Source organism: Pannonibacter sp. SL95 (genome assembly GCF_026672425.1).
Lineage (GTDB): Bacteria > Pseudomonadota > Alphaproteobacteria > Rhizobiales > Stappiaceae > Pannonibacter.
This window is the reverse complement of the sequence record NZ_JAPPRC010000003.1, coordinates 2,003,719-2,024,506: the sequence shown is the minus strand read 5'-3', so window position 1 is coordinate 2,024,506 and position 20,788 is coordinate 2,003,719. Positions and strand designations below refer to the sequence as shown.

The 20,788-nt window shown below is 63.8% G+C and carries 20 protein-coding genes; 11 read left to right on the top strand and 9 right to left on the bottom strand.

The window, feature by feature from the left end; all coding sequences use genetic code 11:
* The first annotated feature begins 33 nt into the window (after positions 1–33).
* The 5 genes from trpD (at position 34) to OVA12_RS10170 (ending at position 4,663) form a co-directional block, all read left to right on the top strand.
* Positions 34–1,047, top strand: coding sequence for an anthranilate phosphoribosyltransferase (trpD, locus tag OVA12_RS10190; protein ID WP_268136881.1), 1,014 nt, complete (start codon positions 34–36; stop codon positions 1,045–1,047).
* Positions 1,048–1,051: 4 nt separating this feature from the next.
* Positions 1,052–1,858, top strand: coding sequence for an indole-3-glycerol phosphate synthase TrpC (gene trpC / locus OVA12_RS10185; protein ID WP_268136879.1), 807 nt, complete (start codon positions 1,052–1,054; stop codon positions 1,856–1,858).
* A 3-nt stretch (positions 1,859–1,861) separates the two neighbouring features.
* Positions 1,862–2,356: a cyclic pyranopterin monophosphate synthase MoaC gene (gene moaC, locus OVA12_RS10180; RefSeq protein WP_268136877.1), complete on the top strand. Its 495-nt coding sequence runs from the start codon at positions 1,862–1,864 to the stop codon at positions 2,354–2,356.
* A gap of 45 nt (positions 2,357–2,401) precedes the next feature.
* Positions 2,402–3,604 carry a molybdopterin molybdotransferase MoeA gene (locus OVA12_RS10175; RefSeq protein WP_268136875.1) on the top strand — a complete coding sequence of 401 codons (1,203 nt, stop codon included), beginning with the start codon at positions 2,402–2,404 and terminating at the stop codon, positions 3,602–3,604.
* 150 nt (positions 3,605–3,754) lie between these two features.
* On the top strand, positions 3,755–4,663 hold the full coding sequence (locus OVA12_RS10170) for a glycosyltransferase family 32 protein (protein ID WP_326493899.1): 909 nt from the start codon (positions 3,755–3,757) through the stop codon (positions 4,661–4,663).
* Positions 4,664–4,827: 164 nt separating this feature from the next.
* Here the strand turns inward: OVA12_RS10170 and OVA12_RS10165 are convergent, their stop codons facing one another.
* From OVA12_RS10165 to ndk, 3 genes are all read right to left on the bottom strand, one after another.
* The gene (locus OVA12_RS10165; protein ID WP_268136871.1) at positions 4,828–6,930 is read right to left on the bottom strand and encodes a molybdopterin oxidoreductase family protein; all 2,103 of its coding nucleotides are present in this window, start codon (positions 6,928–6,930) and stop codon (positions 4,828–4,830) included.
* Positions 6,931–7,082: 152 nt separating this feature from the next.
* Entirely contained in the window at positions 7,083–7,556 is a 474-nt protein-coding gene (locus OVA12_RS10160; RefSeq protein WP_268136870.1) for an EF-hand domain-containing protein, read from the bottom strand.
* Positions 7,557–7,742: 186 nt separating this feature from the next.
* Positions 7,743–8,165, bottom strand: a complete 423-nt coding sequence (gene ndk, locus OVA12_RS10155) for a nucleoside-diphosphate kinase (RefSeq protein WP_106754114.1) — start codon at positions 8,163–8,165, stop codon at positions 7,743–7,745.
* A 220-nt stretch (positions 8,166–8,385) separates the two neighbouring features.
* Here ndk and OVA12_RS10150 point away from each other — a divergent pair, with 220 nt between their 5' ends.
* From OVA12_RS10150 to OVA12_RS10135, 4 genes are read left to right on the top strand one after another with little or no spacing between them, the layout of a single operon-like run.
* Positions 8,386–10,299, top strand: a complete 1,914-nt coding sequence (locus tag OVA12_RS10150; protein ID WP_268136867.1) for an ABC-F family ATP-binding cassette domain-containing protein — start codon at positions 8,386–8,388, stop codon at positions 10,297–10,299.
* A gap of 32 nt (positions 10,300–10,331) precedes the next feature.
* Positions 10,332–10,634 carry a type II toxin-antitoxin system RelB/DinJ family antitoxin gene (locus OVA12_RS10145; protein WP_268136865.1) on the top strand — a complete coding sequence of 101 codons (303 nt, stop codon included), beginning with the start codon at positions 10,332–10,334 and terminating at the stop codon, positions 10,632–10,634.
* A gap of 11 nt (positions 10,635–10,645) precedes the next feature.
* Entirely contained in the window at positions 10,646–10,918 is a 273-nt protein-coding gene (locus OVA12_RS10140; protein WP_268136863.1) for a type II toxin-antitoxin system RelE/ParE family toxin, read from the top strand.
* A 33-nt stretch (positions 10,919–10,951) separates the two neighbouring features.
* On the top strand, positions 10,952–11,656 hold the full coding sequence (locus OVA12_RS10135) for an HAD family hydrolase (protein ID WP_268136861.1): 705 nt from the start codon (positions 10,952–10,954) through the stop codon (positions 11,654–11,656).
* A 12-nt stretch (positions 11,657–11,668) separates the two neighbouring features.
* Here the strand turns inward: OVA12_RS10135 and OVA12_RS10130 are convergent, their stop codons facing one another.
* Positions 11,669–12,685: a 2-hydroxyacid dehydrogenase gene (locus tag OVA12_RS10130; protein ID WP_268136859.1), complete on the bottom strand. Its 1,017-nt coding sequence runs from the start codon at positions 12,683–12,685 to the stop codon at positions 11,669–11,671.
* Between the two features lie 95 nt (positions 12,686–12,780).
* Between OVA12_RS10130 and OVA12_RS10125 the strand changes: the two genes are divergently transcribed.
* Positions 12,781–13,050, top strand: a complete 270-nt coding sequence (locus OVA12_RS10125; RefSeq protein WP_268136857.1) for a TfoX/Sxy family protein — start codon at positions 12,781–12,783, stop codon at positions 13,048–13,050.
* A gap of 346 nt (positions 13,051–13,396) precedes the next feature.
* Here OVA12_RS10125 and OVA12_RS10120 read toward each other — a convergent pair whose 3' ends face one another.
* The 5 genes from OVA12_RS10120 to OVA12_RS10100 all read right to left on the bottom strand — a co-directional run bounded on the left by OVA12_RS10120 (position 13,397) and on the right by OVA12_RS10100 (position 19,376).
* Positions 13,397–14,635, bottom strand: a complete 1,239-nt coding sequence (locus OVA12_RS10120) for a saccharopine dehydrogenase family protein (RefSeq protein WP_268136855.1) — start codon at positions 14,633–14,635, stop codon at positions 13,397–13,399.
* A 108-nt stretch (positions 14,636–14,743) separates the two neighbouring features.
* Positions 14,744–15,841, bottom strand: coding sequence for a carboxynorspermidine decarboxylase (locus tag OVA12_RS10115; protein ID WP_268136853.1), 1,098 nt, complete (start codon positions 15,839–15,841; stop codon positions 14,744–14,746).
* A gap of 381 nt (positions 15,842–16,222) precedes the next feature.
* Entirely contained in the window at positions 16,223–16,675 is a 453-nt protein-coding gene (locus tag OVA12_RS10110; protein WP_268136851.1) for a DNA polymerase III subunit chi, read from the bottom strand.
* Between the two features lie 469 nt (positions 16,676–17,144).
* The gene (locus tag OVA12_RS10105) at positions 17,145–17,765 is read right to left on the bottom strand and encodes an FMN-binding negative transcriptional regulator (RefSeq protein ID WP_268136849.1); all 621 of its coding nucleotides are present in this window, start codon (positions 17,763–17,765) and stop codon (positions 17,145–17,147) included.
* A gap of 117 nt (positions 17,766–17,882) precedes the next feature.
* Positions 17,883–19,376, bottom strand: a complete 1,494-nt coding sequence (locus OVA12_RS10100; RefSeq protein ID WP_268136848.1) for a leucyl aminopeptidase — start codon at positions 19,374–19,376, stop codon at positions 17,883–17,885.
* A 226-nt stretch (positions 19,377–19,602) separates the two neighbouring features.
* Here OVA12_RS10100 and lptF point away from each other — a divergent pair, with 226 nt between their 5' ends.
* Positions 19,603–20,787: an LPS export ABC transporter permease LptF gene (gene lptF / locus OVA12_RS10095; RefSeq protein ID WP_268136846.1), complete on the top strand. Its 1,185-nt coding sequence runs from the start codon at positions 19,603–19,605 to the stop codon at positions 20,785–20,787.
* Position 20,788 lies beyond the last annotated feature (1 nt).

Here is a 20,788-nt window from a genome sequence, read left to right as displayed (position 1 = left end):
GCCGCAACACGCTTTCGCCCGAGAGACCTACTCATGAGCAATTTCAAGGCCTATATCGCCCGGATCGCTGACGGAGAGGCGCTCTCGCGCGAAGACGCAAGGGCCGCGTTCGACGTCATCCTGTCGGGCGAGGCAACCCCTTCGCAGCTCGGCGGCTTCCTGATGGGCCTGCGCCTGCGCGGCGAGACGGTGGACGAGGTCACCGGCGCCGTCGCCTCCATGCGCGCGCGCATGCTGCCGGTTGCAGCCCCGGCCGATGCCATCGACATCGTCGGCACCGGCGGCGATGCCACGGGCAGCTACAACATCTCCACCTGCGCCGCCCTTGTCGTCGCGGGCTGCGGGGTGAAAGTGGCCAAGCACGGCAACCGCTCGCTCTCCTCCAAGTCCGGCTCGTCCGAAGCCCTCGTCCAGCTCGGCGTCAACATCGACATCGGCCCGGAGCGGATCTCGGCCTGCGTCAATGAGGCCGGCATCGGCTTCATGTTTGCCCCGCTGCACCATGCAGCTATGAAGCATGTGGGGCCGACCCGCATTGAGCTGGGCACGCGCACGATCTTCAACCTGCTCGGCCCCCTCTCCAATCCGGCCGGCGTGAAGCGCCAGATGACGGGTGTCTTCGACGGCCGCTGGGTTGAGCCGATTGCCCATGTGCTGAAGAACCTCGGCTCCGAGCATGTCTGGATCGTGCATGGCTCCGACGGCATGGACGAGATCACCACGACGGGCCCGACTGAGGTGGCCGAGCTGAAGGACGGCGTGGTCCGGACCTTCACCATCACCCCGGCCGATGCCGGCCTGCCGGCCGCCCGCTTCGAGGACTTGAAGGGCGGCACGCCGGAGGAAAACGCGGCAGCCCTGCGCGCCGTGCTCGCCGGGGCCAAAAACCCCTACCGCGATGTGGTGCTCATCAACGCCGCCGCTTCGCTGATCGTTGCCGGCAAGGTCGCGACCCTGCCTGAAGGCGTGGCACTGGCCGCCCGCTCGCTCGACAGCGGCGACGCGCTCGACCGGCTCGAGCGCCTCGTGGCCGTCTCCAACGGATAAGACTATGGCTGACATTCTCACCCGCATCGAGGCCTACAAGCGCGAGGAAATCGCCGCCGCCAAGGCTCGGCGCCCGCTCGCCAGCCTGCTGGATGCGGCAAGCACCGTCGAGGCCCCTCGCGGCTTTGCCCGGGCGATCCGGGCCAAGCTCGACGCCGGCGACTATGCCCTCATTGCCGAGATCAAGAAGGCAAGCCCGTCGAAGGGCCTGATCCGTGCCGACTTCGATCCCCCGGCGCTGGCCCGCGCCTATGAGGCCGGCGGCGCGGCCTGCCTGTCGGTGCTCACCGACACGCCCTCCTTCCAGGGCCACCCGGACTATCTCACCGCGGCCCGGGCGGCCGTGACGCTGCCGGCGCTGCGCAAGGATTTTCTCTACGACACCTATCAGGTGGCCGAGGCCCGCGCCTGGGGTGCCGACTGCATCCTGATCATCCTCGCCGCCGTCGATGACGCGCTGGCGAAGGATCTCGAGGATGCCGCCTTCGACCTCGGCATGGACGTGCTTTTGGAAGTCCACGACGAGGCAGAGCTGGAGCGGGCGCTGAAGCTTGCCTCGCCGCTGATGGGCATCAACAACCGCAACCTGAAGACCTTCGAGGTGTCGCTGGAGACAAGCGAACGCCTGGCGCCGATGATCCCGGACGACCGGATCATCGTCGGCGAATCGGGTCTGTTCACCCCGCCGGACCTTGCCCGCATGAGGGCGGCGCGCATTTCCACCTTCCTCATCGGCGAAAGCCTGATGCGGCAGGAAGACGTGGCAAGCGCCACCCGCACGCTGCTGGCTCGTAGCCCGGAAGCGGCCTGACCCATGGCCGGCGACCAGGATCACCTGACCCATATTGACGCGGCCGGCACCGCCAACATGGTGGATGTGGCCGACAAGGCCGTGACCCGGCGCGAGGCGCGGGTGCAGGGCGAAATCCGCATGGCGCCGGAAACCCTGCAGCTCATCCTCGACGGCAACGCCAAGAAGGGCGATGTCATCGGCACGGCGCGGCTTGCCGGCATCATGGCCGCCAAGCGCACACATGAGCTGATCCCACTCTGCCATCCGCTGCTGATCACCAAGGTTGCCGTCGACATCGAGCCGGATCCCTCCCTGCCCGGCCTCGTCGTCACCGCGTCGGTCCGCGTCACCGGCCAGACCGGCGTCGAGATGGAAGCGCTCACCGCGTGTTCCGTCGCCTGCCTGACGATCTACGACATGGCCAAGGCCGTCGATCGCGGCATGGTCATCGGCAACATCCGGCTGATGGAAAAGAGCGGCGGACGCTCCGGCGACTGGCGCGCCGACGAGACCTGACCTGCCCCTGCACAGGGCACCCACCCCTCGCGAGGAGCTGACGCCATGAGCCTGATGCCGGTTGAGGATGCCCGCGCCAAACTCCTGTCCGGCGTCGTGCCGCTCGGTGTTGAGCCTGTGCCGGTTGCCGCGGCCAACGGCCGGGTGCTGGCGGCCGATCTGGCGGCCCGGCGCACCCAGCCCCCCTTCCCGGCTTCCGCCATGGACGGCTATGCCCTGCGCGCCGCCGATGCGGCCGCCGCAGGCGCCCGGCTGACCGTCATCGGCGAGGCCCCCGCCGGCCACGGCTTCTCCGGCACGGTCGGTCCGGCTGAAGCGGTGCGGATCTTCACCGGCGCTCCCGTTCCCGCTGGCGCCGACAGCATCCTGATCCAGGAAAACGCCAGCCGCAGCGAGGCGAGCCTCACGGTTCTGGAGCCGGTGCGCGCTGGCCAGTTCGTGCGCCCGGCCGGTCTCGACTTCTCGCAAGGCGACGTGCTGCTGAGTGCCGGAACCCGGCTCGACTTCAAGGCACTGGCACTGGCCGCCGCCATGAACCACGCCGCCCTTCCCGTCTGGCGCAAGCCCCTGGTCGCCATCATTGCCACGGGTGACGAGCTGGTGCCGCCCGGGCAAACGCCTGGCCCGGACCAGATCATCGCCTCCAACCACTGCGGCGTCGCCGCTCTTGTCGAGGATTGCGGCGGCCGCCCGCTGGATCTCGGCATTGCCGCCGATGACCCGACTGCCATCGCCCTCAAGGTGCGCGAGGGCATCGCCGCCGGGGCCGATGTGCTGGTGACGCTCGGCGGCGCCTCCGTCGGCGATCACGATCTGGTGCAGTCGGTGCTGGGCAGCGAGGGCATGGAGCTGGCGTTCTGGAAGATCGCCATGCGGCCGGGCAAGCCGCTGATGGCCGGTCATCTCGGCCGCACGAAAGTGCTTGGCCTGCCGGGCAACCCGGTGTCGAGCCTTGTCTGCGCGCTCCTGTTCCTGCGCCCTCTGCTCTATCGCCTGACAGGCCAGCCGGACGGCACGGGCCAGACGACGGCAACGCTGACCGCGCCCGTGCCGGCGAATGACCAGCGCCAGGACTACCTGCGTGCCCGTCTCACCACCCATCCCGACGGCACCCGCAGCGTCACGCCCTTTGACCGGCAGGACAGTTCCATGCTCGGGCTTCTGGCCGCCTCCGGCGCCCTGATCATCCGGCCACCCCATGCACCTGCTTTGGCGGCGGGCACGACCGTCGATATTCTCGAGCTCTAGGTCGATCCCCCCCCAAGCGCGTTGTCGCTGCCACATTCCGGTCAACTTGGGCAGGCATTTCCACGTCCTGTTCAGGTTATGCTTCCGTAATACTAAACCAATCTGGTTACGGACCATGGCTTGATCCATCAATAAACCAGATTGACCGAAATGCGATTCAAGCAATCCCTATTAAAGCGTACAAAATACATTAGAGCCCGAGTTTTTGACTACCCGTTAGCTCCGCTTTCCGATGTCGTTTCCAACTCAAAAGCCGCGGCTTCCGCAAAGGAGTTCAGCATACCTCCGGTCGTCTACCAGACCTGGGAAGAAAACCTGTTCGGCCGGCGGCACCTGCGGGCGCTCGAAAGATTTCGTAAGGACAACCAAGACCTTCGGTTTGTCTTGATGGACCGCACCGAGCGCGATGCCTACATGGCAGAGAGCTGGGGGCATCATCCCGTCCACGCGATCTACCGCGGTGCGCAGTTCGGTCCCATGCGGGCTGACATTTTCCGCTATTGCCTTCTTCACGAACGCGGCGGCTATTACTTCGACATCAACAAGGCCGTGACCGTCCCGATCCGCTCGCTTCACGCGCCGGACAGCACCGCCTTCCTGTCGCATGAGCACAGCGAATGCACGGTCTTGCCGAGCCGCCAGACGCTGGACCTCATGCCCCTGCCCGGACATTACATCGCGCAATGGGCCTTCGGATTTGCCCCGCAGCATCCGTTCCTGGCCCGTACGATCGCCTACATTTGCGAGTTTGCCGACGCCTACGCCAACCGCTCCTTCAGCACTCCGAAGTCGGCGATCCTGCAGCTGACCGGACCGGGCATGTTCACGCGGGCAGTCCGGGACAGTCTTGACCAGGATCCTTCCCTTGCGCAGCAGATGACACTGCTTCCACCCGCCTTCGCCGGCGCGGGAGACGTCAACATTGAGGGATCTGACGTCCGTTACCTGCGTCAGCCGCCCTATTTCCGCAAGCGCAACCAGCCGATCCTGCAACTGGATGACCCGGAGCGATTTGCCGGGATCGCACAGAGCATGCGGATATCGACAGACAGCCGTTGAACGGAATGAGCCGATAAGCCCTTCACTCCGCGAGTCATACGAAAACACGCCCGAAGAGACAAAGCTATCACCAGCCTAAAAACCTGAAAAACATCAACAGTTCATCATATCAATTGCAATGAGAATATATCATTGCAATTGATATTATTTCATTCGCATTGAAGTCAGCTTTTCTTGCGGATCCAGACAGCTGTGTCGTGGAACGCGGCGCCGCCGTAAGGGGCAACCGGGTCGGCGCCCGTCAGGGTGTTGATGCCGCAGCCGGTCTCGAAGGCGGAGTTGGGCCACAACCCTTCAGAGATCACCGTCCCCTGCACCAGCCCCTCGATCACCCGGGCGTGCAGGACGACCTCGCCGCGCGCGTTGCCCATCACCACCTTGTCGCCGTCGGCCACGCCGGCCTTCGCGGCGTCCTGTGCCGTCAGCCAGACCTCGGGCCGTCCCCCCTCCTTCTTCACCGAGCCCGGGGTCTCGGAGAAGGTCGAGTTGAGGAACGAGCGCGCCGGTGCCGTCACGAGGCGGAAGGGATGGTCGATGTCAGCCCGCTCGACCGCATCCCAGTAGTCGGGCAGCTCCGGCATGGTGGCCACCGGTCCGAGCGCCTTGCCGTCCTCGGGCCGGTTCGGGGCCAGCGTCGCAGCCCAGTCGACGCGGAAATGGAACTTGCCGTCCGCATGGCCGAAGCCTTTCAGGAAATGCGCCTGGTCGAATTCAGGCTGCATGTCCTTCCAGCGCCCGGCCTCAAGGTCTGCGAGCGTGCCATAGCCGGAGTTGACCAGCATCCAGTCGACATGCTCGCGTGCGCTCATGTGGAACCCGGGATGATCCTTCGCCCCGATCCGGCGGGCCAGCTCGTTGATGACGAACAGGTTCTCGCGCGCCTCGCCCGGTGCCTCGGTCAGCTTCGGACCGAAGATAAGATACTGGTGGCCACCGCCCTTGTAGATGTCGTCATGCTCGAGGAACTGCGTCGCCGGCAGCACGATGTCGGCATGGCGCGCGGTATCGGTCATGAACTGCTCATGCACGACGGTGAAGAGATCCTCGCGGGCAAAGCCTTCCACCACCTTGCGCTGCTCCGGGGCTACGGACACCGGATTGGTGTTCTGGATCAGCATGGCCGTCACCGGCGGGCCTCCGGCCAGCGCCGTGCGGTCACCGGTCAGCACCCGGCCGACGAGGCTCTGGTCGAGGAGGCGTGTTGCCGTCTTCAGCTCGGGAGCCTCCACCATCGCCTTGTTGAGCTGGTAGATCGCGCCGTTGTTGTGGAAGGCGCCGCCGCCCTCATACTGCCAGCAGCCCGTCACCGCGGCGATGCTGGCGGCTGCATGCATGGACACCGCGCCGTTGCGCGTGCGAGTGAAGCCGTAGCCGAGGCGGAAGAAGGTCTTCTTCACCTGGCCCATCATGTGGGCGAGGCTGACGATGTCAGCCGCAGGCACACCACAGATGGCCTCCGCCCATTCCGGCGTGCGGCTCGCCAGATGCGCTTCCAGCGCATCCGGACAGTCGGTGTAGCGGGCAAGATACTCCCGGTCGGCAAGACCGTCGCGGAAGAGGACATGCATGATGGCGCAGGCGAGCGCCGCATCGCTGCCCGGCTTGACGATCACGCCCACATCCGCCTGTTTCATGGTCTCGGTGCGGTAGACGTCGACGACGATGATCCGCGCGCCACGCTGCTTGCGGGCAGCAATCGCGTGGGTCATCACGTTGACCTGCGTCGCCACCGCATTGGTGCCCCAGATCACCACCTGGTCGGCGCGGGCGATCTCGCGCGGATCGGGGCCGGACAGCCGGCCAGTGCCGGCAACATAACCGGTCCAGGCCATGTTGGTGCAGAAGCTGTCGAACTGGCGCGAGGTGCCTTTTGCGTGGCGGAACCGGTGGATGGCGTCGCGCTGCACCAGCCCCATGGTCCCGGCATAATGATAGGGCCAGATCGTCTCGGTGCCGAAGCGGGCCTCGGCGTCGAGGAACTTCTCGGCGATGAGATCGAGCGCCGCGTCCCAGGAGATCGGCTCGAACCGCCCCTCACCCTTGGCTCCCACCCGGCGGAGTGGACGGGTCAACCGGTCGGGATGATAGAGCCGCTCGGTGTAGCGGGCCACCTTGGCGCAGATGACGCCGGCCGTGTAGTCATTGTCCGGCGCCCCGCGCAGGCGGCCAATCCGCCCCTCCGCCGTCACCTCCACCTCGAGCGCACAGGTCGAGGGACAGTCGTGCGGGCAGGCGGAAAAGGCTGTGATGGTGGCGGGCTTGTTCATGAAACACTCGCTGGCTGGTGCCTGAGCGGACGAAAGCTCCGATCAGGCGACGTTGACCGAGGTTTCAGACCTTGTGCCAGCGAAGTCAAGCAACAGACGGCGCAGAATCGAGGTGCCAGTTTGGCTGCCGGCTGGAGACTTGACGGCTCCAATCAACTGCGCGGACCGAAATCCGCCTGCGTGACCACTCCGTCGCCGTTTCGGTCAATGCTGGCGATCCAGTCCGCAGCACGCGCCTGAAACTCATCCTTGGAGACCTTGCCGTCCCCATCGATGTCATTGGCCTCGAGCCGCATCCCTTCGGCGGGATCGGCCCTTCCCTTGCCCATCTGTCCGCCATTGTTAGCCTGATCATTGGCGCGAGCCTCATCGAAGGTCAGATATTCCGTTGCATCCAGCATGCCATCATCGTTGGCATCAAAGGAGGCGAAGACATCAGACCGGCGGCTCTGCGCCTCCGCAACGGTCACCTGGCCATCGCCATTCTGGTCCCAGTTCTCGAGGAAATGGTGGCCAGGCTTCATCGCCCCGGCACCGGTTCCAGCGGCAAGTGCGGGCGCGAGCGCGCCGCAGATGGCCAGACCAGCAAGGGCGGCGGCACAGGTCAGGTCGCGCATGATCGACATTGCAAGACTCCATTCGTTGTTTCGAATATTTGCAATATCAAGCTAGCTCGATTTGTCCCTCGGCCCTATCGCCATGCTGTCGCAATCCGTATCCGTTTGTCGCAGACGGAAAACATCTTGGTGCAAGCATGAAAAAAGCCGGCCCCTCGCGGAGCCGGCTCTTGTCACGAAAGAAATGTCAGCTGATTAGCCGACGATCTCGTTGCCGGCGAACCAGAACGCGATTTCTTCTGCAGCGGTTTCCGGAGCGTCGGAACCGTGGACCGAGTTCTCGCCGATCGACAGGGCGAACAGCTTGCGGATGGTGCCTTCTTCGGCGTTGGCCGGGTTGGTGGCGCCCATCACTTCACGGTTCTTCAGGATGGCGTTTTCGCCTTCCAGAACCTGGACAACGGTCGGGCCCGAGGACATGAACTCGGTCAGTTCGCCGAAGAACGGACGGTCCTTGTGGACGGCGTAGAAGGCTTCAGCCTGACGCAGGCTCATCCACACGCGCTTGGAAGCGACGACGCGCAGACCGGCTTCTTCCAGCTTGGCGGTGATGGCGCCAGTCAGGTTGCGCTTGGTTGCGTCCGGCTTGATCATGGAGAAAGTGCGCTCGATGGCCATGTCTCGATATCCTTGGTCTATCTGGTTTTCCGGCGGCCCGGATCGGGCTGCCAGAGGAAAGGACGCCGCCTTGCGGCGGCGGGATCGCTCGCGGGGCGGGCAGCTGCTCTCCCACGCGGAAACTCGCGCGTTCCTATAGCTTTGCCCCGCGCCAACCGCAAGGGGGCTGGGTGCAGGCAGCACTTGCAATAAGGCGCGACCTCCCCCAAAACTCCGCCCCATGTTGCAGATTACCGACCTCACCTATCGCATCGCTGGCCGCCTCCTCATCGACGGCGCCAGCGTCACCCTGCCCGCCCGCACCAAGACCGGCCTCGTCGGCCGCAATGGCACGGGCAAGTCCACCCTGTTCAAGCTGATCACCGGCGATCTGACGTCCGAGACCGGCTCGGTGGCCATCCCGAAGGGATCGCGGATCGGACAGGTGGCGCAGGAAGCGCCGGGCACCGAGGAAAGCCTCATTGAAGTGGTGCTGGCCGCCGATACCGAGCGTGCGCGCCTTCTGGCGGAGGCCGAGACGGCGACCGATCCGGACCGGATCGCCGCCATCCATACGCGCCTTGCCGACATCTCCGCCCACACGGCAGAGGCCCGGGCATCTGCGATCCTGTTCGGCCTTGGCTTCGATGCCGAGGCTCAGCGCCGGCCCTGTTCGGCGTTCTCCGGCGGCTGGCGCATGCGTGTGGCGCTAGCTGCGGTGCTGTTTTCTGAGCCCGACCTGTTGCTGCTCGATGAGCCGACCAACTATCTCGATCTGGAAGGCACGATGTGGCTGGAGACCTACATCTCCCGCTATCCGCATCAGGTGCTGCTGATCTCGCACGACCGTGACCTGCTCAACAAGGCCGTCGATTCCATCGTGCATCTCGACAAGGGCAAGCTGACCTTCTACCGCGGCGGCTATGACAGTTTCGACCGGCAGCGGCGCGAGACCATGATCCTGCAGCAGAAGGCCAAGGAAAAGCAGGACGCGCAGCGCAAGCACATGCAGGCCTTCGTCGACCGCTTCCGTGCCAAGGCCTCCAAGGCCCGTCAGGCCCAGTCGCGCCTCAAGATGCTGGAGCGCATGGATGCAATCGTGCCGCTCACCGAGGAAAGCGCCAAGCCGATCCATTTCCCCTCGCCCCAGGGCCGGCTCGCTCCGCCGATCCTGAAGCTGGAGAATGTGTCGGTCGGCTACGACGAGCGGGTTGTCCTGTCACGCCTGACCCTCAACATCGACACCGACGACCGCATCGCCCTGCTCGGCTCCAACGGCAACGGCAAGTCGACCTTCGCAAAGCTCATTTCCGAGCGTCTTGCTCCGAAGGGCGGCGAAATCACGCGCGCGTCCAAGCTGAAGATCGCTTTCTTCGCCCAGCATCAGCTCGATGAACTGCGCCCGGCCGAAAGCGCAGTCGCCCATGTGCGCACCCTGATGCCGCAGGCGGCCGAGGCACAGGTCCGCGCCCGGGTTGCGCGGTTCGGACTGCCGACAGACCGCATGGACACGCCGGCCAAGGACCTGTCCGGCGGCGAGAAGGCCCGGCTGTTGCTTGGCCTTGCCACGTTCGACGGACCAAACCTGATCATCCTCGACGAGCCGACCAACCACCTCGATATCGACAGCCGCGAGGCGCTGGTTCAGGCCCTGAACGAGTTCGAGGGCGCCGTCGTGCTGATCTCGCACGACCGCCATCTGGTGGAAGCCTGCGCCGATCAGCTCTGGCTCGTCGCCGATGGCGGCGTGAAGAATTTCGACGGCGACATGGAAGACTACCGCCGCTACATCCTGCAGGGTCCGGACGCCGTCCGAAAGGCGAGCGAAGAGGAAGCGCGTGCGGCCAATGCCCAGGACAAGCGCCGCGAGGCGGCCGTAAAGCGGGCCCAGAACGCGCCCTTGCGCAAAAAACTGGAAGCCGCCGAAGCCGAGATGGCGCGCCTGCAGGACAAGCTCGCCAAGATCGACGAGATGATGTCCGATCCCGACTTTTTCACCCGCGATCCCGAACGGGCCGCCAAGTTCGCCAAGGAACGCGCCTTCTGCGAAAAGAAGCTCGTCACCACGGAGGAAGATTGGCTGATGCTGTCTGTGGAGCTGGAAGAGGGGCAAGTTGAGAGTGTATCTCATATGAGGTACACTCATCATCCATGACTGGAGCGGACAGCCTTCCCCGGAGATTTGTCATGACCGCAAAGACAAGCATGCTGCATGTCCGGATTGAAGACGAGACAAAAGCGCGCGCGGCGGCGGCTCTGGATGGCACAGGGCTGTCCCTGTCGGATGCGGTGCGTATCCTCGTGACCCGGATCGCACAGGACGGCGTCCTTCCCCCGGGGCTGTTGCTTGACACTGAAGCCCATGATGCCTGGTTCAGGGACAAGGTGGCCGAGGCACTGAACGACCTTTCGGCCCCGCTGTCGCACGAGGATGTCATGGCGGCGGCAGACCGGCGGATTGCACGCGGCCGAATTGACAGTGGCGTCTGAGGGTGTCTGCGGTGCGGCTGGCATGGCACCCATTGGCAGCGCAGGACTTTCTTGCGATCATCGACTACATCGCAGCGGACAATCCGGCCGCCGCGACGGCTTTCAAGCAAGATGTGGAAGCCCGCGTTGCAACGCTGATGCGTCATCCTGACCTCGGCCGCCCGGGCCGTGTCGCGACAACACGAGAGCTGGTCGTTCGGCAGACCTATATCGTTATCTACACCGAACAGCCCGGTTCGATCCTCATCCTGCGCCTGCTTCATGGCGCCCGGCAATGGCCCTGAGCCTGCCTGTCACCATCAACAGAGAGCCCGCCCATGCAGCTGCCGCAGTCTCCCGCCGTGATCGCCTTCGATGCAGATGACACGCTCTGGCACAACGAGAGCTTCTTCAAACTGACGGAAGCCCGCTTCGCCGAACTGCTCGCGCCCTATTGCGAGAAGAACCGCATCGAGGAACGGCTGGTGGCCGCCGAACGGCGCAACGTCCACCACTATGGCTACGGCATCAAGGGCTTCATCCTGTCGATGATCGAGACCGCGATCGAGGTCACTGACGGCAAGGTGCCGGCGACGGTGATCGGTGAAATCCTGGCGGCGGGACAGGACATGCTCGGCCACCCGGTCGAGCCGCTCGACGGCGTGCGCGAGGCCCTTGCCGCCATCCGGGGCATCGCCCCGCTGATCCTCATCACCAAGGGCGACCTGTTCGACCAGGAACGCAAGATCGCCGCCTCGGGCCTGCAGAAGCACTTTACTGCCGTCGATGTGGTCAGCGAGAAGAGCCCGGAGGTCTACGCCCGGATCTTTGCCCGCTACACCGACGACATGTCGAAGGTGGTCATGATCGGCAACTCGGTGCGCTCCGACATCCTGCCGGTGCTTGAACTGGGAGCGACAGCCATTCACGTGCCCTACCCGCTGCTCTGGGCGCTGGAAGCGGCCGACTTCCCCGATGGCCATCCGAAAGCGATCCAGCTCAAGAGCCTCACGGACCTGCCGGCGCTGTTCGGGCCGGCCTGACTGGCGTTTGCGTCAGGGTGCCTTCACCGGATGCAGCGGCGCGCCGGTTGAGAGGAAGCTCGTGACATTGGCGATGGTCGTCTCGGCGATGGCCGTCAGCGCGTCCTCGGTGAAGAAGCCCTGGTGGCCGGTGATGAGCACATTCGGGAAAGTCAGGAGCCGGGCAAAGAGGTCATCCGGGATGATCCGGTCCGACAGATCCTCGAAGAACAGCTGGCTTTCCTCCTCGTAGACATCGAGCCCGAGGGCGCCGATCTGGCCGCTCTTCAGCCCCCGGATCACGGCTGCCGTGTCGATGACCGCCCCGCGCGAGGTGTTCACCAGCATGACGCCGGGGCGCATCTGCGCAATCGTTTCATCATTTATGAGATGAAACGTGGCTGGCGTCAGCGGGCACTGCAGCGACAGGATGTCAGCGGCGGCGAAGAGTTCGGCCAGCGGCAGATAGGTGACACCAAGCGCGAGGCAGGCCGGGTTCGACACCGGGTCATGCGCCACCACGCGGCAGCCGAACCCGGTCATGATCCGCGCCAGAACCTCGCCGATGAGACCCGTACCGATGATGCCGACCGTGCGCCCATGGAAGTCGAACCCCATCAGCCCGTCCAGCGCGAAATTACCGTCCCGCACCCGGTTGTAGGCGCGGTGGGTCTTGCGGCTCAGCGTCAGCATCAGGGCTACCGCGTGCTCCGCCACCGCATGCGGCGAGTAGGCCGGCACGCGGGCCACCTGAATGCCGCAGGCCTCTGCGGCCTTGAGGTCCACGTGATTGAAGCCGGCCGAGCGCAGCGCAACGAGCTTCACCCCGTAATCCGACAGTCCGTCCAGCACCGGCGCCGACAGCGTGTCATTGACGAAGGCGCAGACCACATCCGCCCCGCGCGCCAGCGGCATGGTCCGTTCCGTGAGGCGCATGTCGTGATAAACGAGGCTGACCGGCGCCTCCGCCCTTGCTGCCGCCGCATCCAGAGACCGGGCGTCATAGGGCTTGGCGCTGAACACATCGACACGGTAGCGGGCATCGGACATTGTCGGGCTCCGGATGGGATGATGGCATGATAAATGGCGTGACCCGTGACACGAGTCGTTCTCCCGCATTCATACACGTCAACAGGGGCTTGCCCATGACACGCCGCATAGCCGACCTTCGCAATCTCGGGCCGAAGACCGCCGCGATGCTTGGCGAGATCGGCGTCGGGACGGAAGCCGAGCTGCGGGCGCTCGGGGCGGTTGAATGCTATTGCCGGCTGCGTTTCGCATTTGGCAGACAGATCAGCCTCAACGCCCTGCACGCGATGGAGGCAGCGCTTCTGAACATCGACTGGCGGGCGCTCGATGCCCAGACAAAAGACCGGCTGCTCCGGGAGGTTGCAGTGCGGACCGAACCGCTCTGACGACAGACACTGAAGCGCACGACCAATTTTGCGCCGTCATTCCGGACAAGGTGAGCGGCAGCGAGCGAAAGAAACAGCCCGCAAACAAAAACCCCGGACCTTTCGATCCGGGGTCAGACTGCTGACAAACCTCGACCTCCCCGAAGTCATCCCGGCCAAGCGTAGCGCCGAGCCGGGACCGGAGAGTCGAGGCCTCTATAATTCAATGAGTTAAGACCGGAGAGACCGTGGCTCTCCGGTCCCGGATCTCCGCTTCGCTGCGTCCGGGATGACAACAGAGGGTTTGTCATCAACCTCACCCCGGAGCTGTCGATCCGGGGTTTCCAACACTCATGCGCTGTTGAGATCAGCCAACAAAGGGCCGGGTTCCGGAGGCGTCCTTGATCTCGGTCGGCAGGCCGATGCGGTTGAGGAGCGCGAGGAAGGGCTTGGGGTCAAGCTCCTCGACGTTCTTCATCGCACCGACATCCCACGTGCCGTCGGCAATCAGCATGGCAGCGGCGACCGGCGGCACGCCGGCGGTGTAGCTGATGCCCTGCGAGCCGACTTCATTGTAGGCATCCTTGTGATCGGCAATGTTGAAGACCAGAACTTCGGCCGGCTTGCCGTCCTTCTTGCCCTTCACCAGCGTGCCGATGCAGGTCTTGCCGGTGTAATCCGGGGCGAGCGACGAGGGATCCGGCAGCACGGCCTTGACCACCTTCAGCGGCACCACTTCAAGCCCTTCGGCCGTCTTGACCGGCTGTTCGGACAGGAGGCCAAGGTTCTTCAGTACGGTGAAGACGTTGATGTAGTGATCCGAGAAGCCCATCCAGAAGCGCACGTCCGCCTGCGGATAGTTGGCCGACAGGGAATGCACTTCGTCATGGCCGGTCAGATAGGTCTGCTGCGGGCCCACGAGCGGCATGTCCCAGGACTTGCCGACCTCGAACATCTTGTTCTCCTGCCAGCCACCGTTCTGCCAGGAATAGACCGTGCCGGTGAACTCGCGGAAGTTGATTTCCGGGTCGAAGTTGGTCGAGAACCAGCGGCCATGCGAACCGGCGTTGATGTCGATGATGTCGATCGACTCCGGCTCGGTCACGTATTCGTCGATGGCGAGGCGCGCATAGGCATTGACCACGCCCGGGTCGAAGCCGACGCCGAGGATCGCGGTGATGCCCTTGTCGGCACAGGCCTCGCGGCGCTTCCACTCGTAGTTGCCATACCAGGGCGGCGTCTCGCAGATCTTCTTCGGATCTTCGTGGATGGCCGTGTCCATGTAGGCCACGCCCGTCTCGATGCAGGCATCCAGAACGGTCATGTTGACGAAGGACGAGCCAACGTTGATGACGATCTGACACCCGGTCTTGCGGATCAGCGCGGCGACCGCCGCCGTGTCCATTGCATTCAGGGCATGGGCTTCAAGAGCGCCCTCGACCTTCAGGCTGCCTTTCTCGCGGATGCTGTCGATGATCCGCTCGCACTTCGCGGGATTGCGCGAAGCAATGTGAATGTCGCCGAGCAGGTCGTTGTTCTGCGCACATTTGTGCGCGACAACCTGCGCTACGCCACCGGCGCCGATGATGAGTATGTTGCGCTTCATTTCGCCCATAGTCCTCCTTGAGTCTTTGAGGGGCAATGCGTGGGCCGGAGCTGCCGGCCCACGTTCAGGAACGTGTCACACCACGATCACAGCAGGATCACAGCGGGATCACGAAAGGGCGGCTGCGAAGTCGGCATAGGTGAAGTCGCGCGCAAGGCGCACCGCGCCGTCCAGCTCCTTCACCGCGATCGCCGGCATCTTCACGCCATTGAACCAGTTCTTCTTGACCATCGTGTAGCCAGCCGCATCCTGCACCGAGAGCCGGTCGCCGGCCTTCAGCGGCGCGGGGAAGCGGAACTCGCCGAAGATGTCGCCAGCCAGGCACGACTTGCCGCAGACCATCCATTCATGGTCGCCGGCATTCGGCTCCATCTTGGCATTCAGGCGGTAGATCAGCAGGTCGAGCATGTGCGCCTCGATCGAGCTGTCGACGATGGCGAGGTTCTTGCCGTTGTAGAGCGTGTCGAGAACGGTCACTTCCAGCGTGGTGGACTTGGTGATCGCTGCCTCGCCCGGCTCCAGATAGACCTGCACCTCGTTTTCGCCGGCAAAGCGCTTCAGCCGCTCGGCGAACTTCTCCAGCGGATAGCCCTCGCCGGTGAAATGGATACCGCCGCCCAGGCTAATCCATTTCATCTGCCGGATCAGGAAGCCGAAGCGCTGCTCGATATGGCCGAGCATGGCGTCGAAGCGGTCGAAATCCTCATTCTCGCAGTTGTTGTGGAACATGAAGCCGGAGATCCGGTCGGCCACGGCCGCGATCTTCTCCGGGTCATGCTCGCCAAGGCGCGAGAACGGACGCGCCGGGTCGGCAAGGTCAAAGCCGGAGGTGGAAACGCCCGGGTTGACGCGCAGGCCACGCACATGACCGGCCGACTGGGCGTCGAACCGCTCGAGCTGACCGATCGTGTTGAACAGGATCTTGTCGGACGAGGCGATGACCTCGTCGATCTCGTCATCGGCGTAGGCGACCGAATAGGCATGCGTCTCGCCCGGGAACTTCTCCCGGCCGAGCTTCACCTCGTAGAGCGACGACGACGTGGTGCCGTCCATGTAGTGCGACATGAAGTCGAACACGGACCAGGCGGCAAAGCACTTCAGCGCCAGCAACGACTTGGCGCCGGAGGTCTCTCGCAGCCACGCGATCTTCTCCATGTTGGGGAGCAGTTTCGACTTGTCGATGAGATAATAGGGAGTGGGGATCATGTTTAGCCCTTCCGCCATCCTGAATAAAACAGGGAGGGAACCCAGTCAGGGGGGCCTGTTACCCCCTTTACCCCCCGGGCACAATGAAAATCGGGTCCCTTGATTAAAATTTCACGCTTGACGGCCCAAAGCCGCGCAGCGTTCGCAAGGCAGCCTACAACAAAGACCGCCCTCCCCCCTCATGTAATGCGGCTGGCTGCGCTTGCGAGACTTTGCAAGGATTCGTGACGAAGATTTACCGCCAGAACACCAATGCAACGGCAGTCACATCAAGCCGGCTCATCAAAACCATTACACGCCTGCAACAACTTGAAAGCTGGAAGCGGTATCTTTGAACAATATGAAAAGGCGTCAGGTTTGATCGCTGGCAAGCCTGACCGGTCAGGCCTTGCGCTCCCAGCCGCCGTTCGGTTTCTGCTGCCAGTAGGTGACATCAGCCCCCTGGCCCTTGAAGGTCTTCCAGTGCAGGCGCGCGTCCGCCAGAGCTTCCGGATCCTGACCATCAAACATCAGCACGATGCGGGCGTAGCCCTCGATGCTACCTGGCCTTGCCCGATCGACAAGGAATCGCACCTGCGCGTCGTTTGGATTGTCCTCAGCCGCGGTCAGATAGACCGGCTGGTGCTCGGCAAAGCCGTCGGCCGCCGTGCCATGCGGCAGGAACCCATCATCGGAGAACGACCATAGATGCGCATCCAGCGCCGCGACCCGTTCGTCCGATCCGCATTGTACGACCACGGTCCAGTCCCGCTCGAGACATTTCAGCAGCAGGCCCGGCAGCACGGCCTCCAGCGACTGGCTCATCAGGTGGTAGAACAGAACTTCGGTGGCCACGTGGCTTCCTCTCCGGGCTCGGTCCCGTCGGGTGATGCGGCAAGGCAACAATCCCCGGGCAAAGATGTGCGGCGCAAAAAATAACGCATGGACAGATGCCCGGACTCCTAGCATTAACCGGACACAAATTTGCAGGCCCTATTTTCTGATGATGTGCGCAGCGACTCGTTAACCGGCGTCGCGCGCGACAGGGTTTCACACGCAGGGTTCTCGGGGGTTGATGATGGTTGTTCGCGTTGCGCTGTTCTTCACGCTGGTTCTCGGGCTTGCCGGTGCAACCGCAGGCCTCGGCCTTATCGTGACGGAGCCGGCGACAGCCTGCCAGGCCTACAAGGCCTGCTGAGGGCGTGGCCGCGCGGCTGGGGATAACCCTTGCCCCGCACACTGCAGAAGCTGTTGAAAACCCGCTGGACACCCGGCGGGTTTTTTGTGTTCAGAACAGAGAAGCTGCGGGAAAGTACCCGCCATTTCATTCGGGCAAAGAGCGTCCCATCGCTTGCGCCAGCTCGGTTGCACCAAGCGCCGCGAGCTTGTTCGAGACCGCGATACGGTTTTCCGCAGGGTGGTTCTGGTTCAGCTTCGACTTTGCCTCGATCCGCTCGATCGCAATCTCGAATGCGACAATCTTGTCAATCATTTCAGCAAGATAATCTGCCGGAGCGTCAGCCATTTTCCAGGCATCTGGTCCATTCAACGCCCGTTCGTGCCGATTGGTCAGCAGGCTCACGATTCGGCGCTTTGCGGCCGGCTCATGCAGCCACCTGATCCGGCCATGGACGTGCGCCACTTGATAGTTCCAGGTCGGCACGACACGATGCGTTGCGGTCTTGGTCGGATACCAGTTCGGACTGATATAGGCATTTCCGCCCTGGAAGATTGCCAGGACGGCCGCACCATTGGCGATGTCGGCATGCAAGGGATTGGCAAGCGCGACATGCCCGAAAAGCAAGGCGTCCCGCAGGACAAGCGGCAGATGATTGGCAACAAGCCCGCTGGTGGAAGAGGCCACCAGTGTCGCAAGCGGATGATCCTCGAGGATGCGGCCAATCTCGTCTGGGTCGGATTCAGTAAAATGACCTGGATTGTACATCCCCTCACCTTCCTCAGGAGCTGATGCCCTTCATGCGATTGGCAGTGCCGCCGGGGGCGACAGTGCCAGTCGCGGACACATCGGGCTGCAGCGTGCGGCCGCAGCCCGGCGCGATTGTCAGTCTTCGTAGTTTGCCCGCACCAGTTCGTCGAGCAGACGGACGCCGAAGCCCGAGGCCCAGCCCTGGCTGAACTCGGTCTTGTCGGAGCCCATTGCGGTGCCGGCGACGTCGAGATGCGCCCACGGCAAATCATTGACGAAGCGCTGCAGGAACTGGGCGGCCGTGATGGAGCCTGCCGTGCGGCCGCCGGTGTTCTTCACATCGGCATTCGGCGTGTCGATCAGCTTGTCATAGGCCTTGGACAGCGGCAGCCGCCAGACGGTCTCGCCAGTGCTGAGGCCAGCGGCCGTCAGCTTCTGCGCCAGATCGTCGTTGTTGGAGAAGAGCCCGGCGTTCTGCGTGCCGAGGGCAATGATCACGGCGCCTGTCAGTGTCGCCAGGTCGATCATGAACTTCGGCTTGAAACGGTCCTGCGTGTACCAGAGCGCATCGGCCAGCACGAGGCGGCCTTCGGCGTCGGTGTTGAGGATCTCGATCGTGGTGCCGGACATGGCACGCACGATGTCACCCGGTCGCTGCGCGTTGCCATCGGGCATGTTCTCGACCAGACCGATGACGCCGATGGCGTTGACCTTGGCCTTGCGCGCGGCCAGCGCATGCATGAGACCGGTGACAGCGGCAGCTCCGCCCATGTCGCCCTTCATGTCTTCCATGCCTGCAGCCGGCTTGATCGAGATGCCACCAGTGTCGAAGACAACGCCCTTGCCGACGAAGGCGACCGGCGCCTCGTCCTTCTTGCCCCCGTTCCAGCGCATGATGACCAGGCGCGGCGGGCGCACGGAGCCCTGGGCCACGCCCAGCAGCGCGGCCATCTTGAGCTTCTTCATCTCCTTCTCGGTCAGGACCTCGATTTCGACGCCGAGCTTTTCGAGCTTGGCCGCGCGATCGGCGAATTCGACCGGACCGAGCACGTTGGCGGGCTCGTTGACGAGGTCGCGGGCCAGAAGCACGCCCTCGCCAAGGCCTTCCTTGGCGGTCCAGGCCTTCTTGGCAGCCTTGGGGTCAACGCCGGCGATGTTCAGCGTGATTTCGGCCGGAGCGGCATCCTCGTCGACCTTGGTCTTGTAGGTGTCGAACGTGTGGCTGCGCAGGACTGCACCCAGGGCAAAATCGGCGGCATGCTCGGCGCTGACATCGCCAGCTGCGGTCTCCAGATAGACCAGTGCCTGGCTTGCCTTGGCTGCAGCGACGGCGGCCTGGACGGAGCCACCAAGCTTCATCCAGTCCATGCCGGTCATCTCTGCGGCCTTGCCGAGGCCAACGATGATGACACGGTCGAGATCAAGCCCGCCGGGCGCGATCAGATCCAGCTTGCTGCCGCGCTTGCCCGTGAAGGAGCCCGCCTTGGCTGCACGGGTCAGGCCGCCCGAAAGGCTTTCGAGAACACCGGTTCCCAGCGCGCCGCTCGCAAGGGCTTCGTCTGCGAGGATGACAACAACGCCCGGCTGGGCAACGGCCTTGCCGAACTGGATCTTTGTAAGCTTGCTCATGATGGATCGAGGTCCCACGTGCTGTTGATTGTTCACTGTTGAATGGGTGATGAGGCAACATGGCTTGCAGATGGTGCGACGGCAAGCCTTGCTAAAATTATTGTCAAATTCGTCCGCTTGTTTGCGTGCTGTTCATTCCCTTCCGTGCTAATCGGAGCCTGGGGCGTGGACCGGGGCATGGAATTTTGGACAACTCGTGCTTGAAAGGGCGCTTCGGCTGATCGAGATGAAGACGCTAGAACGATACATCATCCGGCGTGCCCTGTTCGTGTTCGTGATGACGCTCACCGCCATGACCGGCGTTGTCTGGGCGACTCAGGCACTCAGGCAGCTCGATCTGGTCACCTCCAAGGGGCAGACCATCGTCCAGTTCATTTCCATCACAATGCTGGCCATGCCGTTCCTGGTGGTTATTGTCGCGCCCTTTGCCCTGATGATCGCGCTGATCCTGGTGCTGAACGCCCTGTCCAGTGACAGCGAGTTGATCGTCATCAACGCCACCGGCGGCTCCCGCTGGCTGGTGCTGCAGCCGGTGCTTCTGTTCGCCCTCGGCGTGACGGCCGCAACCGCCCTGTTTTCGCTCTATGTCGCTCCGCTCGGCCTGTCGCAGCTGCGCGACGAGATCGCCCGTGTCCGCGTTGACCTCGTTGCCAATATCGTCCGGCCAGGCCGTTTCATCACGGTCGAGGACGGACTGACATTCCACATCCGCAACCGCAGCGGGGACGGCAAGCTCGACGGCCTCCTGCTGCATGACACGCGCGACACCGAGACGATCTTCACCTATCAGGCCAACCAGGGAAACATCGTCGAGGCCGCAGGGCGCACCTTGCTGATCATGCAGAATGGCACGATCCAGCGCCGGCCGAAGCGTCAGGGCGACATCTCCATCGTCCGTTTCCAGTCCTACGCCTTTGATCTTTCGAGCTTGATCCCAGAGGCCAGCGAACCCGTCTACAAGGCCTCCGAGCGCTCGACCTATGCGCTGATGTTCGAACGGGGCATTGATGACTACGCCAGAGGCAACCGGGAACGGCTGATCGGCGAGTTGCACAACCGCTTGAGCCAACCGCTCTATCCGCTTGCGTTCTCGCTGATTGTCTTTGCCTTCCTCGGACAGGCCCGAACCACCCGGCAAAGCCGCGGCATGGCCATTCTTGGTGCGCTCTCCGCCTGCATCCTGCTGCGCACGGCCGGATTTGGCGTCACGTCGCTGACGGCCGGCGATGATGCGATGATGGCGACCTATTACCTCGTGCCATTCGGTGGCATGGCCCTCGCGATCTGGGCGATCCTGCGCACCGAACAGGCCGCACCGCAGTGGATGACACGCGCCGCCGACCGGGCGAGCGAGCTGATGGAAGCGCTGCAACAGCGCCTGCAGGGCCGCATGAGCGGAGGGGCCTCCTGAG